11 protein-coding genes are annotated in these 14,678 nt (G+C 74.6%); 10 read left to right on the top strand and 1 reads right to left on the bottom strand.

Annotated elements, in window-relative coordinates; translation table 11 throughout:
• Window positions 1-545 precede the first annotated feature (545 nt).
• Window positions 546-2,222: an MFS transporter gene (locus tag RKE29_RS20190; protein ID WP_312006878.1), complete on the top strand. Its 1,677-nt coding sequence runs from the start codon at window positions 546-548 to the stop codon at window positions 2,220-2,222.
• Window positions 2,223-2,433: 211 nt separating this feature from the next.
• Here RKE29_RS20190 and RKE29_RS20185 read toward each other — a convergent pair whose 3' ends face one another.
• Window positions 2,434-2,868 carry a cell division protein SepF gene (locus RKE29_RS20185; RefSeq protein ID WP_312006877.1) on the bottom strand — a complete coding sequence of 145 codons (435 nt, stop codon included), beginning with the start codon at window positions 2,866-2,868 and terminating at the stop codon, window positions 2,434-2,436.
• Window positions 2,869-3,090: 222 nt separating this feature from the next.
• Here RKE29_RS20185 and RKE29_RS20180 point away from each other — a divergent pair, with 222 nt between their 5' ends.
• From RKE29_RS20180 to RKE29_RS20140, 9 genes are all read left to right on the top strand, one after another.
• Window positions 3,091-4,407 (top strand): DUF5685 family protein, encoded by a 1,317-nt coding sequence (locus tag RKE29_RS20180; protein ID WP_312006876.1) that lies wholly within the window; start codon window positions 3,091-3,093, stop codon window positions 4,405-4,407.
• A 610-nt stretch (window positions 4,408-5,017) separates the two neighbouring features.
• Window positions 5,018-6,946, top strand: coding sequence for an FAD/NAD(P)-binding protein (locus RKE29_RS20175; RefSeq protein WP_312006875.1), 1,929 nt, complete (start codon window positions 5,018-5,020; stop codon window positions 6,944-6,946).
• A gap of 177 nt (window positions 6,947-7,123) precedes the next feature.
• On the top strand, window positions 7,124-8,011 hold the full coding sequence (locus RKE29_RS20170) for an amino acid ABC transporter permease (RefSeq protein ID WP_312006874.1): 888 nt from the start codon (window positions 7,124-7,126) through the stop codon (window positions 8,009-8,011).
• A 17-nt stretch (window positions 8,012-8,028) separates the two neighbouring features.
• The gene (locus RKE29_RS20165) at window positions 8,029-8,781 is read left to right on the top strand and encodes an amino acid ABC transporter ATP-binding protein (protein ID WP_312006879.1); all 753 of its coding nucleotides are present in this window, start codon (window positions 8,029-8,031) and stop codon (window positions 8,779-8,781) included.
• A gap of 110 nt (window positions 8,782-8,891) precedes the next feature.
• A complete protein-coding gene (locus RKE29_RS20160) occupies window positions 8,892-9,854 on the top strand; it encodes an ABC transporter substrate-binding protein (protein WP_312006872.1) in 963 nt (320 codons plus the stop codon).
• Between the two features lie 35 nt (window positions 9,855-9,889).
• On the top strand, window positions 9,890-10,984 hold the full coding sequence (locus RKE29_RS20155; protein ID WP_312006871.1) for an LLM class flavin-dependent oxidoreductase: 1,095 nt from the start codon (window positions 9,890-9,892) through the stop codon (window positions 10,982-10,984).
• Complete coding sequence (locus RKE29_RS20150; protein ID WP_312006870.1) at window positions 10,981-12,315, top strand: NtaA/DmoA family FMN-dependent monooxygenase; 1,335 nt, start codon at window positions 10,981-10,983, stop codon at window positions 12,313-12,315. The genes RKE29_RS20155 and RKE29_RS20150 overlap by 4 nt, the downstream gene beginning before the upstream one ends.
• 343 nt (window positions 12,316-12,658) lie before the next feature.
• The gene (locus RKE29_RS20145; protein WP_312006869.1) at window positions 12,659-13,570 is read left to right on the top strand and encodes a S1 family peptidase; all 912 of its coding nucleotides are present in this window, start codon (window positions 12,659-12,661) and stop codon (window positions 13,568-13,570) included.
• A 235-nt stretch (window positions 13,571-13,805) separates the two neighbouring features.
• Window positions 13,806-14,678 (top strand): slipin family protein (locus RKE29_RS20140; protein ID WP_312006868.1); only part of this gene is annotated, 873 nt, incomplete at its 3' end.

Here is a 14,678-nt window from a genome sequence, read left to right as displayed (position 1 = left end):
GGGCTCCGTGCGCACGGAGCCCGGGTCCGCGCGCACGGAGGCCGAGTCCGCACGCGCGGACGGCGGGGACGGCACGGCGCCCGTCATCTGCGACACGGCGCCGGGCGGGGTGAGATCGGTCACGGCCACGATTATCCGGCACCCCGCCAGGGCCGCGGGCGGCCTGTGGATAACCACCCCGGAGGCCCGGCCGGCCCGGGCCCCGGCGGCCGTGCCGGCCGGTCGGCCGCCGGCCCGGCCACGGGGCCGCCGGGGCCGGGTGAGGCGGCCCGGCGGGGCCCGCCGGCGGCTCCCGGGCACCGCTCCCGCGGGCCCGCCCGGCCGGGAACACGGCGGAACCGGCGCCTCCTTCGGCCGTCGCCGCCGTCCTCGGCGGCCACCCCGCCGCGCGTCCCGTCCGGGGCCACCGGGCACTCGACGCACGCGTCGACTCGCGTACCCTGGCGTCTCATCACTCGCCTTCGCCGCCTTGCGCGGCCGGACGCCCCGACGGCGCGGCGTCCCGCCCCGGCGGCCCGCGAGCGCATGACATGGGAGGTGCGTACATGTCCGGGACGACCACGCCCGCCACCCGGCGGGCAGCGGGCGTTCCCCGGCATCGACGGTATCCGCGGCACCGGCGGCCCCGGGGGCGGCACGCGCCGGCCCTCGGCGCCGCGGGCGGCGCCAACCGCTGGGTGGTGCTCTTCGTCCTGTGCGTCAGCCTGCTGCTGGTCGCCCTCGACGCCACCGTGCTGCACGTCGCCGTACCGGCCGTCTCGGAGGACCTGCGGCCGGGCGCCATCGAGCTGCTGTGGATCGTGGACGCCTATCCGCTGGTGTGCGCCTCGCTGCTGATCCTCTTCGGCACCCTGGGCGACCGGGTGGGCCGGCGGCGGGTCCTGCTGCTCGGCTACGCCCTGTTCGGCGCGGCCTCGGCGCTCGCCGCCTCCGCCACCACCCCGCAGGTGCTCATCGCCGCCCGCGCCCTGCTGGGCGTGGGCGGAGCGATGATCATGCCCGCGACGCTGTCGATCCTCCGGCAGGTCTTCCCCGACCGGCGCGAGCGCGCCCGCGCCATCGGCATCTGGAGCGCGGTCGCCGCCGTGGGCGCCGCGGTGGGCCCGCTGCTCGGCGGCTTCCTGCTCGAACACTACTGGTGGGGCTCGGTCTTCCTGATCAACATCCCGTTGATGGCGGTCGCCCTGCCCGTCGGGCGCTGGCTGCTGCCGGAGTCCACCGGAGACCGCGGCGGGCCCTGGGACGTGCTGGGCGCGCTGATGGCGGCCTTCGGCCTGTTCGGCCTCGTCCTCGGCGTGAAGCGGGCGGGCGGCGGCGCGGAGCTGCTGACTCCCGGCACGCTCGGCCCGGCCCTGCTGGGCGCGGTGCTGCTCGGCTTCTTCGTACGCCGCCAGCGGAGCCTGCCGTGCCCGCTGGTGGACCTGCGGCTGTTCGCCCGGCCGGCCTTCGGCGTCTCGGTCGGCTGCATCGTGCTCGCCCTGCTCGCGCTCGTCGGCCTGGAGCTGATAGCCGCCCAGTACCTTCAGCTCGTCCTCGGCCTCACGCCGCTGGAGACGGGCCTGCGACTGCTGCCGCTGACCTTCGCGGCGATGGGCGCCGGGCTCGCGGGCTCACGGCTGCTGCACCGGCTCGGCCCGCGCGTGATGGTCGCCTCCGGCTTCACGCTCACCGCCGCCGCCGTCCTGGTGCTCACCGGCATGGGGGAGACCGACCGGCCCGCGGTCCTCGTGTCCGGCTTCGTGCTGCTCGGCTTCGGCCTGGAGACCACGCTGTTCGGCGCGTACGAGTCCATGCTCAACGAGGTGCCACCGCAGGCCGCGGGCGGCGCGGCCGCCATCGGGGAGACCTCCTACCAACTGGGCGCCGGGATCGGCATAGCCCTGCTGGGCAGCGTCATGAACGCTGCGTACACCCCGCGCGTGACCGCGGCCCCGGGCGTACCGGGCGGCGTCGCGACCGAGGCGGGCCAGTCGCTGGGCGTGGCCTACGAGGTCGCGGACCGGCTCGGCGGCCGTTCCGGGCAGGCGCTGCGCGCCGCCGCCCGGCACGCCTTCGTGCACGGCCTGCACGTCACGCTGACGGTCAGCGCGGGCCTGCTGCTGCTCGGCGGGCTGGCCGCGCTGCGCCTGCCGCGCGCCATGGAGTGCGGCGCCGCCCCCGGCGAGGACCGGGCCGAGGCGCCCGCGGGCCGCGAGAAGGTCACCGCCGACTCCGCCCGCTGACCCGGCGGCCGCAGCGGGCCGCCGCGGCCCGCCTGGACCCGCGCGGGCCCCTCGCCCGGCGGCGAGCGGGCGCGGACGCCTGGCGGACGGGTGCCGACGTGCGGCGGGCGGGTGCCGACGTGCGGACGCCGGTGACGTCAGCCTGACGTCACCGGCGTCCTTACGTCGTCCGAAGGCCCCCGGCGCACCGGCCGCCCGGGGACCGACCCGGTCAGCTCTGGTTGTAGAACCCTCCCGCCGAGCGCCCGCTGTCCGCGGTGAGGATCTGATAATCCTCGGGCGTCAGCAGGAAGACGCGGTTCGCCACCCGTTCGATGGACCCGCGCAGGCCGAAGGTCAGCCCCGCGGCGAAGTCCACCACCCGCTTGGCGTCCGCCGGGTCCATGGCGGTGAGGTTCACGATCACCGGCACGCCCTCGCGGAACAGCTCGCCGATGCGGCGGGCGTCGCGGAACCCGTCGGGGGTGACCGTGGCGATCCGCCCGGACGGCTCCGGCTCGGGCTGCTCGGCCACCCGTACGCGCGCGTCGGTCACCCAGGAGGCGCCGGACTCGGGCCCCCCGGCGTACTCGTCGTCGTAGTAGCGCTCGTCATCGCTGTCGTCGACGAGGCCGAGCCACGCACTCGCCTTGCGCACCGATCCCATGGACGCCTCCTTTCAACCAAAGCCGGTTCCTCTATGGTCGTCCATGAGACGGATGGTGTGCCAAGTGGATAGCGGCCCCACAGGCGATTTCGTGACGGTTCTGGTGCACAAACGCATGGCGATCGATCAGAGTTCCGGCTCTGCGGGGTGCCTGACGGGTCGACGGCCGTGCCGTACCCGGACGGGTGACGCCGGAGGCGGACGGGTGAACGGGGAGTTTGTTTGTTCGGCATCATTCGGCCCTGCCGGCACCGGCTGCCGGAGGGCCTGCGCGGCTCGTGGCTGGCCCACCTCTGCGGGCTGTGCCTCGCGCTGCGCGCGGACCACGGGCAGTTCGCACGGGTCGTCACCAACTATGACGGCCTGGTCATATCGGTGCTTGTGGAGGCGCAGGCTCCGGCCGTGACGGCAGCGGCCGACCTGCGGCGCACGGCAGGCCCCTGCCCGCTGCGCGGCATGCGCACCGCGTCGGTCGCCCGCGGCCCGGGCGCGCGGCTCGCGGCGGCCGTCTCGCTGACGCTGGCGTCGGCGAAGGTGCGCGACCATGTCGCGGACGGCGACGGAGTGTTGGCGCGGCGCCCGGTGGCCGCGGCGGCCCGCCGCGTCGCCGCGCGCTGGGACCGGGCCGGGGCGTTCACGGGCGCCGGGGTGGGCTTCGACACCGCCGTGCTGCTCGACGCGGTGGACCGGCAGGCGGGCCTGGAGCAGACGGCCGTCGCGGGCACGCCGCTGACGGCGGTGACCGAGCCCACCGAGACGGCCACGGCCGCGGCCTTCGGGCACACCGCCGTGCTGGCCGGGCGGCCCGGGAACCGGGAGCCGCTGGAGGAGGCGGGCCGCCTGTTCGGGCGGCTGGCCCACCTGCTGGACGCGGTGGAGGACCTGGCGGCCGACGCGGCGTCAGGTGCCTGGAACCCGATCACCGCCACCGGGACCTCCCTGGCCGAGGTGCGGCGGCTGTGCGACGACGCGGTGCGCGGAGTGCGCCTGGCGCTGCGGGACGTCGCGTTCACGGACGGGGCGCTGGCGCACGTCCTGCTGGCGCACGAGCTGAAGCGCGCGGTGGACCGGACGTTCGGCGGGGCCTGCGGGCACACCGGCCCCGCCGGGCAGCACGGCTCGTACGGTCAGCCCGGGCCGTACGGTCAGCCCGGGCCGTACGGCGGGCACGGCCGGCCCGGTCCGTACGGGCCGGGTCCGCACGGGCCCCACGGGCACGGCGCCGCGGGCCACCCCGGTCCGGGCCCTGTCCTGTCCCACGGCGGCGCGCCGCCGCCGCAGTCGCCGTGGATCACCTACCCGTTCGGACCTGACGGCTCGCCACCCCCCGAGCCGCCGCGCCGCAGGCGGGGGTTGCTCGCCGGGTGCCTGGTGTGGACGGGGCTGTGCTGCACCTGCCAGGTGTGCTGCCGGGAGCGGTACGAGGACCCGTGGACCGGCAGGAACCGCGAGGGCTGCATACACAAATGCGACTGTGGTGACTGCTGCGATTGCTGTGACTGCTCCGACTGCTGCTGTGACTGTGGCTGTGACTGTTGACGGGCTGAGCGAGGGGAGGGGGCGGCACTGCCGCGATGTGAAGGCCGAACAGATGTAACAAAAGCGAAAAAAGTGGATGGAACGGAAGGTGCTGGCTGACGCGAAGCGCCTGGTCGGGCCTGGGGCCCTGGGGCGGCTGGCGGGAAACCGGGGGGAGACCCCCGGTGATCCGAGAACGGGCGGTGTTCCGAGGACGGGCGGAGCGGGCGGCGGTGCACGCTGCCCGCGGCCTGGCCGCTGCCGGTCCGGGGTCGGGAAGCGGAGCGGTCACCCGCGCCCGGCGCGGCTCACATGCGGCTCGTACGGGCCCGTACGGCCGCGGCGCGAGAAGGTCAGCCTCTCCGGGCAGCCGTACGGGAACAGGACGCCGACCACACTCGACCGAAGTCAATGTGATCGCGCGTAACCAGTCGCTGCCGAGGGCTCATGCGCCAAGTGGAGCAGGCGTCCGCTTCTACGTCAACACCTGGTGAGACGCGACGTCCGCATGCCGGACGCTCTTGACAGCGGTGCGCCGGGACCCCGTAGCCTCGACGGACGGCCGTGCTGAGGGGCGCGGTCCGTGTGAAGGCAGTTCGGTGTCCACTTCCGGCACTCACGGAGCCCTCACATGCCCGCGCCTTCCCGGCCCTCGCCCGCCCGTTCCCCCGCCCGTCCCTCCACACCGCCCGCCGTCGTGATCGTCGGCGCGGGCCCGCGCGGCACCGGCCTCGTGGAACGCATCGCCGCCAACGCGCCCGAGATATACGGCGCGTCGGCCGCCGGCGCCGCCCTCGACCTGCACCTGGTCGACCCCTACCCGCCGGGCGGCGGCCGGGTCTGGCGGCACGAGCAGTCCCCGCTGCTGTGGATGAACTCCATGGCCGAGGACGTCACCATGTTCACCGACGAGACCGTCGAGCGGGAGGGCCCGATACGTCCCGGCCCGTCGCTGGCCGAGTGGGCGCGGGACCTGCGCGGCGGACGGATCGCGGCCCGGCTCCCGGCCGAGCTGGCCGCCGAGGCGGCCGGCCTGGACGGCCAGTCCTTCCCCAGCAGACGGCTGCAGAGCGCCTACCTCGGCTGGGTGTACGAGCAGTCGGTGGCCGCCCTGCCGCCCGGCATCACCGTGCACGAGCACCGCCGCCGCGCGCTGCGGATCACCGGCCCGCGCGACGGGCGGCAACTGGTCTGGCTGGAGGGGCGCGCCGAACCGCTCGCCGCCGACCTCGTCGTCCTCGCCCTCGGCCACCTCGACGCCGAGCCCGACGAGGAGCAGCGGCGGCTGGCCCGCTTCGCCGCCGAGCACGGACTGGTGCACCTGCCCCCCGAGTTCACCGCCGACAGCGACCTGGACCGGCTGCGCCCCGGCGAGCCCGTGCTGGTGCGCGGCTTCGGCCTGGCCTTCGTGGACCTGATGGTGCTGCTGACGGAGGGGCGCGGCGGCCGGTACGAGGAGGGCCCAGGCGGCACGCTGGTCTACCGCCCCTCAGGCCGTGAGCCGGTGCTGCACGTCGGTTCGCGGCGCGGCGTGCCGTACCACTCGAAGATCGGCTACGGCTGGCAGGGCCAGCCGCCGCCCGTGCCGCGCTTCTTCGGCCCCGCCGAGGTCGACGAGCTGCTGGGCCGGCCCGGCGGCTACGACTTCCAGCGCGACGTGTGGCCGCTGGTGGCCAAGGAGCTGGGCTTCGCCCACTACCACCGGCTGTTCACCGCCCACCCGGGCCGCACCACAGGGGAGTGGCAGGCGTTCGAGGAGAAGTACGCCGCGGCCGCGCCCGGCAGCGCGGAGCTGGCCGCCCTGGTGTCCGCCGCCGTGCCCGACCCGGCCGACCGGCTCGACCTGGACGCGCTCGACCGGCCGCTGGCCGGCCTGCGCTTCCCCACCTCCGACGCCCTCCAGGACGGCCTGCGCCGGTACATCGAGGCCGACCTGGCGCGCCGCCACGACCCCGCCCACGACCCGGACCTGGCCGTCTTCCTGGCCCTGCTGTCGGTGTACGGGCAGCTGTTCCGGCTCGGCGACATCGGCGGCTGGTGGCACGGCTTCTTCAGCTACCTGGCCTCCGGCCCGCCCGGCCCCCGGCTGCGCCAGCTGCTCGCCCTGTCCCGCGCCGGCCTGGTGCGCTTCCTCGGCGCCGACATGGCGGTGACCGCCGACCCGGCGCGCGGGGTGTTCCAGGGCAGCGGCGCGAGCGTGCCCGGGCACGCGGTCGAGGCCCGCGCTCTGGTCGAGGCCCGGCTGCCCGAGCCGACCGTCGACCGCACCCGCGACCCGCTGCTGCGCGCCCTGTACGACGACCCGTCCGACGGCGGCGGCGCGCTGGCCACCCCGGCCGGGCTGGTCGCCGTCGACCCGGCGGACTCGCGGCTGCTGGACCGCACCGGCCGTCCGCACCCGCGCCGCTTCGCCATCGGCCCGCACACCGACGCCCGGGCCGCCGGCGCGTTCGCCCGGCCGCGCACCAACGCGCCCGCCTTCCGGCAGAACGACGCGACCGCGCGCGCCCTGCTGTCCTTCCTGCGCGACCTGTCCTGTCGCACCCCGCTCAGCGCCTGACGGCACGCAGCCCCGCCCAGCGCCAGACGGCCCGTACCCGCCCAGCGCCTGTCGGCCCGCACCCGCTCAGCGCACTGCGGCTCGTACCCGCTCAGCGCCCGACGGCCGCGCCCACCGCGCCCCGGAGCTCCGCCACCCCCCGCACCACCCGTCCCAGCGGAAGACGAAGGACGTCCGATGTCTCTGACCGCAGATCCACCCGTCGACCAGACGGCCAAGACCACCGAGCCCGAGGACTACTCGACGCTCACCGTGGTGCCCGTACGGCACCCGTGGCGCTGGGCCGCCGTCGTCGTCACCGCGGTGCTCGTCGCCCAGTTCGTGCACGGCCTGGTCACCAACCCGGGCTGGGAGTGGGACGTCTTCGCCGACTTCTTCACCGCCGAGACGATCCTGAAGGCGGTGTGGATCACCCTCCAGCTCACCTTCTACGGCACCGCCCTGGGCTTCGCCCTGGGCATCGTGCTGGCCTTCATGCGCATGTCGGCCAGCCCGTTTCTGAAGTCGGTGGCCTTCGCCTACATCTGGGCGTTCCGGTCCATACCGCTGATCGTGCAGCTGCTGTTCTGGTTCAACCTGTCGTACCTGTACAAGCGGCTGGACTTCGGCATCCCCTTCGGCCCCGGCTTCTACCACTTCGACACCATGGGCCTGGTCGGCGCCATGAGCGCCGCGGTCCTGGGCCTGGCCCTGCACCAGGCCGCGTACGCCGCCGAGATCGTGCGCGGCGGCGTGCTGGCCGTCGACAGCGGCCAGCTGGAGGCCGCGGCGGCGCTCGGCATCCCGCGCCTGCGGCAGCTGCGCCGCATCGTGCTGCCGCAGGCGATGCGCTCCATCCTGCCCAACGCCGCCAACGAGGTGATCTCCCTGTTCAAGGGCACCTCGATCGTGTCCGTCATGGCGATCGGCGAGCTGTTCTACCAGGTGCAGGTGATCTACGGGCGCAACGGCCGGGTCGTGCCGCTGCTGATGGTGGCCACCGCCTGGTACATCCTGCTCACCACGGTGCTGTCGATCGCCCAGTACTACGTCGAGCGCCACTTCGCCCGCGGGGCCACCCGGTGACCGCCCCCGCCGCCCCCATGGTCGCCGTCCGCGCCGTCCGCAAGAGCTACGGCTCGCTGGAGGTGCTGCGGGGCGTGGACCTCACCGTCCGCGCCGGCGAGGTCGCCGTCGTGCTCGGCCCCTCCGGCTCCGGCAAGTCCACGCTGCTGCGCTCCATCAACCACCTGGAGAAGGTCGACAGCGGCTGGATCAGCGTCGACGGCTCGCTGGTGGGCTACCGCCGCTCCGGCGACAAGCTGTACGAGCTGCGCGAGCGCGAGATCCTCAGGCAGCGCACCAAGATCGGCTTCGTCTTCCAGAACTTCAACCTCTTCCCGCACCTGACCGTGCTGGAGAACGTCGTGGAGGCGCCCGTCTCCGCGCTGCGCCGCCCGCGCAAGGCGGCGGTGGAGACGGCCGAGCGGCTGCTGGCCCGCGTCGGGCTCGCCGACAAGACGGCCGCCTACCCCAAGCAGCTCTCCGGCGGCCAGCAGCAGCGGGTGGCCATCGCCCGCGCCCTCGCGCTGGAGCCGAAGCTGCTGCTGTTCGACGAGCCGACCTCCGCGCTCGACCCCGAGCTGGTCGGCGAGGTGCTGGACGTCATCAAGGCGCTCGCCCACCAGGGCACCACGATGATCGTCGTCACCCACGAGGTCGGCTTCGCGCGCGAGGTCGCCGACACGGTCGTGTTCATGGACGGCGGCCGCATCGTCGAGCAGGGCCCGCCCGGCGAGGTCCTGGACAACCCGCGCCACGAGCGCACCCGGACGTTCCTGTCGAAGGTCCTGTGACCGCCGTGCCCGCACCCCCGTACCGCCACCCCCCAGCCCTGTCCGCCGGACCGTCCGCCGCGCCGGCCGCGGACCGCACGTCAGCACCCGTACCACCAAGGAGCCACCTCGTGAGAACCCGTGCCCTGTCCGCCTCCGTCGCCGCCCTGATCGCCGCAGCCCTGCTCGGCGCCTGCGGCAACGGCGACACCGAGGACACCGTCAAGCCCAAGGGCCAGGCGGGCGACGGCATCAACATCGGCCCCGACCAGCACCGCATCCGCGGGACCGAGTTCGAGGCGGCCGCCGCGAAGCTGCCGGAGGCCGTCCGCAAGCGCGGCACGCTGCGGCTGGGCGGCAGCGCCGAGTCCGCGCCGCCGCTGGCCTTCACCGCCACCGACGACAAGACCCGCATCGGCGTCGAGGTCGACATCGCCGTGCTCGTCGCGGACACCCTCGGCCTGAAGCCGGACCTGCAGCAGGTGTCCTGGGAGAACCTGTTCGTCGGCCTGGACAGCGGAAAGTTCGACGGCGTCTTCAACAACGTCACGGTGACCGAGGAGCGCAAGGAGAAGTACGACTTCGCCACCTACCGCCTGGACGACCTCGCCCTGGAGGCCAAGAAGGGCTCGAACTGGAAGGTGAAGGGGGCCGCGGACGTCGCGGGGAAGACCATCGGCGTCGACAGCGGCACCAACCAGGAGAAGATCCTGGTCGGCTGGAGCGAGGAGAACAAGAAGGCCGGCCGCGAGCCCGTGGACATCAAGTACTTCAAGCGGCAGCCCGACTACTACCTCGCGCTCCAGTCCGGGCGCCTCGACGCCTACTTCGGCCCGAACCCCAGCGCCGCCTACCACGTCGCCACCGCCGGCCAGACCGAGATCGTCGGCACGTTCTCCGGCGGCGGCGAGCAGGTGCAGGGCAAGATCGCCGCGATCACCAGGAAGGGCAGCGGCCTGGTCGACGCCTACGCGGCGGCACTCGACCACATCATCCAGGACGGCTCGTACGCCAAGGTCCTCAAGCGGTGGGGCCTGTCCAGCGAGGCGGTGCCGAAGTCGGAGATCAACCCGCCCGGGCTGCCCAAGCAGTAGCCCCGGCCCCCACCCCCACAGGAAGGCCCCTGACCATGGCCAGTCCCACCACACCGCTCCACCTGGCCGTCGCCGTCGACGGCACCGGGAGCTACGAGGCGGCGTACTACGTCGAGCTGGCCCGCCTCGCCGAGACCGGCACGCTCGACTTCGTCACCCTGGACGACTCGCTCGGCCCCCCGGGGGAGGGGACCGGCAGGCCCGACGCGCTCGCCGTACTCGCGCGCGTCGCGCCCGCCACCGAGCGGATCGGCCTGGTGCCGGTCGTCACCACCACCCACACCGAGCCGTTCCACGTCTCGTGCGCCGTGGCCACCCTGGACTGGGTGAGCCGCGGCCGCGCGGGCTGGACGGTCGCGGTGTCGGCGACGGAGGCGGAGGCGCGGCTGGTCGGCCGCCGCGCCGCCGCGCCGCCCGAGGAGCTGTGGGAGGAGGCGGGGGAGGTCGCGGACGTCGCCTCCCGGCTGTGGGACAGCTGGGAGGACGACGCCGAGATCCGCGACGTGCCGACCGGTCGCTTCGTCGATCGCGACAAGCTGCACCACGTCGACTTCGAGGGACGGCGCTTCAGCGTGCGCGGGCCGTCCATCGTGCCGCGCCCGCCGCAGGGCCACCCGGTCGTCGCGGTCGACGCCACCGACCCGGCCGCCCGCGACACCGCGGCCCGGTACGCCGACGTGGCGTACGTACGGGCCGCGCGGCCGGGCGCGGCCCGCGCGGCCGCCGACGACCTGCGCCGCCGGGCGCTCGGCCACGGCCGCGACGAGGGCGCGCTCGTCGTGCTCGCCTCCCTCGCGGCCGACCTGTGCGCCGGCGAGTACGCGGCCGGCCCGGCCGGGGCCGACGGCCCGCTGCCGGTGAACCGGGCGGGCCTGCCGGTCTACCGCGGCGGCCCGGTCGACCTCGCCGAGCTGATCACCGGCTGGCACGGCGCGGGCGCCGTCGACGGCTTCCACGTCACGCCGGTCAGCCCCCGCGGCGACCTGGAGCGCTTCGTCAACGGCACGGTCGCGCTGCTCCAGCACCGCGGCCTGTTCCGCACCTTCTACCCCGGGGCGACCCTCCGCGAGCACCTGGGCCTGCCGCGCCCGGCCAACCGGTACGCGCCCGCCAGGGGGGCCGTCCGATGAGCACCGCGCCCGCGCGGGAGATCCACCTCGCCGCCCACTTCCCGGGCGTCAACAACACCACGGTCTGGCAGGTCCCGGCGACAGCCCCCGGTGGAGGCGCCGCGCGCCGCCCCTCCCTCGGCAGCCAGATCGACTTCTCCTCCTTCGAACACCTCGCGCGCACCGCCGAGCGCGGCCTGTTCGACTTCTTCTTCCTCGCCGAGGGGCTGCGGCTGCGCGAGCACAAGGACCGTATCCACGACCTCGACGTGGTCGGCAGGCCCGAGTCGCTCACCGTGCTGAACGCGCTGGCCGCCGTCACCGACCGGCTGGGCCTGGCCGCCACCGTCAACACGACCTTCAACGAGCCGTACGAACTGGCCCGGCGTCTGGCCACCCTCGACCACCTCAGCGGCGGCCGGGCCGCGTGGAACGTGGTCACCTCCTCGGACGCCTTCACCGGCGAGAACTTCCGCCGCGGCGGCTACCTGGACCGATCCGACCGGTACACCCGGGCCGCCGAGTTCGTCGCCGTCGCGCGCGAGCTGTGGGACTCCTGGACACCCGGCGGCCCCCCGCGCCCGTTCGCGCACGCCGGCCGGCACTTCGACATCGCCGGGGTGTTCGGCGTGCCGCGCAGCCCGCAGGGGCACCCGGTGGTCATCCAGGCGGGCGACTCCGGCGACGGCCGGGAGTTCGCCGCCTCCACCGCCGACGTGATCTTCACCCGGCACGGCACGCTGGAGGCCGGCCGGGCCTTCTACGCCGACGTCAAGGGCCGCCTCGCGCACTACGGGCGCGAGCCCGGGGACCTGAAGATCATGCCCGGGGTGTCCTTCGTGGTCGGCGACACCGCGGCCGAGGCCCAGGAGCGGGCCGCCGAGATCCGCCGCCTCCAGGTCTCCCCGCAGACCGCGATCCTGCTGGCGGAGCAGGTGTGGGGGGTGGACCTGTCCGCGTACGACCCCGACGGGCCGCTGCCGGACTTCGACCCGCGGCCGCACTCCGGCCTCGCCCAGGGCCGGGTGCGGCACGCCGACCAGCGCGCCGTCGCCGACCGGTGGCGGGAACTGGCGCGGGCCAAGGGCCTGTCGCTGCGGCAGACGGTGATCGAGGCGACCGGGCGGCAGTCCTTCATCGGAACGCCGGAGGCGGTCGCCGAGGAGATGGCCGCCTTCGTCGCCGCGCGTGCGGCGGACGGCTTCATCCTCATACCGCACTTGACTCCTGGTGGACTGGACGAGTTCGTGGACCGGGTCGTACCGCTGCTGCAGGAGCGCGGCACCTTCCGCACCGCCTACCGGGGTACGACGCTGCGCGACCACCTGGCCTTGCGGCCGCCCGCGGCCTGAAAGCCCCCGCCCGGCGGCCCTGGCGCGGGCCGCCGCCCAGGTCAGGACGGGTGTCCGGGGCCGCGGCGGCGGAGCGGAACCCGATGGCCGACCGGCGCGTCGAAGCGGTGTCCGATGGGACGGGTTGCGAAGCCCCGGCGGCGAACAGCCGTCGGGGCGCTCCGGCGTGCGCGGGGAAGTATACGAAATGCCCTCTTGCCTCAGGTGGTTGAGGGCGCGAATACTTCCGGAAGCGCTTGTCAGGGGCACGACCAAATTGCCCCCCGCTGGGCTCCGCCGCGCCCCTGCGGCGCCGCCCGGGCCCGCACACCCACGCGGGCCCCCGATTCCGTCGGAGGAAGAGTTGAGCAGAACAGCCAGACTCCCCCGCAGCAGACGCTTCACCAGACGCGCCGGGCTGACCGCCGCGGCGTCCGCTCTGGTGGCCGCCACGGCGATCGCCGCCCCCACCGCCTACGCCGGCGCCGGCCAGGCGGGCGCCCACACCGCCGCCGCGGCCGCCGCGGCCGGTGACGCCGTCCGCAAGGCCGACGTCGCGGGCACCGCGTGGTACGTCGACAAGGCGACCAACACCCTCGTCGTCACCGCGGACAGCACCGTCTCCGCGAGCGAGATATCCGCGATCAAGAAGACCGCCGGATCGAACGCCGGCGCCATCGAGATCCAGCGCACCCCGGGCACGTTCAACAAGCTGATCTCCGGCGGCGACGCGATCTACGCGAGTAGCTGGCGGTGCTCGCTCGGCTTCAACGTCCGCACCAGCGGCGGCACGTACTACTTCCTGACCGCCGGCCACTGCACCGACGGCGCCGGCACCTGGTGGGCCGACTCCGCGCACTCCACGGTCCTCGGCACGACGGCCGGCTCCAGCTTCCCGGGCAACGACTACGGGATCGTGCGCTACACCAACAGCTCCGTCAGCCACCCGGGCACCGTCGGCAGCCAGGACATCACCAGCGCCGCCACCCCCTCCGTGGGTCAGACGGTCTTCCGGCGCGGCTCCACCACCGGCACCCACAGCGGCACCGTCACCGGCCTGAACGCCACGGTCAACTACGGCGGCGGCGACATCGTCTCCGGCCTGATCCAGACCAACGTCTGCGCCGAGCCGGGAGACAGCGGCGGCCCGCTGTACTTCTCCACCACCGCCTACGGGCTCACCTCGGGCGGCAGCGGCAACTGCTCCTCGGGCGGCACCACCTTCTTCCAGCCGGTCACCGAGGCGCTCGGCGCGTACGGCGTGAACGTCTACTGACGTTCTCCGCCTGACCGGCGCCGCGGGGCCCACCGGCTCCCGCGCAGCGCGTGCGGGCCCGCACACCGTGCCGCGCACCCCGCGAGGCGGCTCTCGCGAGGCGGCCCCCGCCCCACCGGGCGGGGGCCGCTTCACGCGTTCCGCGGCCCCTTGTGGCAGGACTATCGTGGACAGAGCACTACCAGTGCGAGTATTTCCCGCCAAAAGCATCGATACGGGACGGCAGGTGACCGTGATGGTGGATGGGCTCATAGCGGCCCTGGTGGTCGTCCTGTGCTGCGCCGCCGCCTACGCGCTGATGGCGCCCCGCGTGGTCAAGCAGTACGAGCGCGGCGTGGTCCTCCGGTTCGGACGGCTCCAGTCGAGGGTCCGCGGCCCGGGCTTCACGATGATCGCCCCGGGCGCCGACCGGCTGCGCAAGGTCAGCATGCAGATCGTGACCATGCCGGTGCCCGCGCAGGAGGGCATCACCCGGGACAACGTGACCGTGCGGGTCGACGCGGTCGTCTACTTCAGGGTCGTCGACCCCGCCGAGGCGGTCGTCCAGGTCGAGGACTACCGCTTCGCCGTCTCGCAGATGGCCCAGACCTCGCTGCGCTCGATCATCGGCAAGAGCGACCTGGACGACCTGCTGTCGGACCGGGAGAAGCTCAACCAGGGGCTGGAGCTGATGATCGACAGCCCGGCCGTCGGCTGGGGCGTGCACATCGACCGCGTCGAGATCAAGGACGTGTCCCTGCCGGAGACCATGAAGCGGTCGATGGCCCGGCAGGCCGAGGCCGACCGCGAGCGGCGGGCCCGGCTGATCAACGCGGACGCCGAGCTCCAGGCGTCCCGCAAGCTGGCCGAGGCGGCCGCGCAGATGGCCGACGCGCCCTCGGCGCTGCAACTGCGGCTGCTCCAGACCGTGATGGCGGTGGCCGCGGAGAAGAACTCCACGCTCGTGCTGCCCATCCCGGTCGAGCTGCTGCGCTTCCTGGAACGGGCGGCGCCCGGGACGGGCGGGGGTGCGGCGCCGGTCCCGGACGGGGGCGCGGCGTCCGGGACGGACGGGCCGCCGGACGGCGACGGCGCCGGGCGGGCGGCGAGTCCGGCCGGGCGGGCGGCG

It is taken from the genome of Streptomyces sp. B1866 (assembly GCF_031932565.1).
Taxonomy (GTDB): domain Bacteria; phylum Actinomycetota; class Actinomycetes; order Streptomycetales; family Streptomycetaceae; genus Streptomyces.
The sequence above is the reverse complement of the archived record's forward strand: the minus strand, read 5'-3'. Positions and strand labels throughout refer to the sequence as shown.

Excerpts from the sequence above, each read along its gene's own strand:
- RKE29_RS20155 (WP_312006871.1), top strand. The coding sequence starts at position 9,890 with ATGGCCAGTCCCACCACACCGCTCCACCTGGCCGTCGCCGTCGACGGC.
- RKE29_RS20165 (WP_312006879.1), top strand. The coding sequence starts at position 8,029 with ATGGTCGCCGTCCGCGCCGTCCGCAAGAGCTACGGCTCGCTGGAGGTG.
- RKE29_RS20190 (WP_312006878.1), top strand. The coding sequence starts at position 546 with ATGTCCGGGACGACCACGCCCGCCACCCGGCGGGCAGCGGGCGTTCCC.
- RKE29_RS20175 (WP_312006875.1), top strand. The coding sequence starts at position 5,018 with ATGCCCGCGCCTTCCCGGCCCTCGCCCGCCCGTTCCCCCGCCCGTCCC.
- RKE29_RS20170 (WP_312006874.1), top strand. The coding sequence starts at position 7,124 with ATGTCTCTGACCGCAGATCCACCCGTCGACCAGACGGCCAAGACCACC.
- RKE29_RS20150 (WP_312006870.1), top strand. The coding sequence starts at position 10,981 with ATGAGCACCGCGCCCGCGCGGGAGATCCACCTCGCCGCCCACTTCCCG.
- RKE29_RS20185 (WP_312006877.1), bottom strand. The coding sequence starts at position 2,868 with ATGGGATCGGTGCGCAAGGCGAGTGCGTGGCTCGGCCTCGTCGACGAC.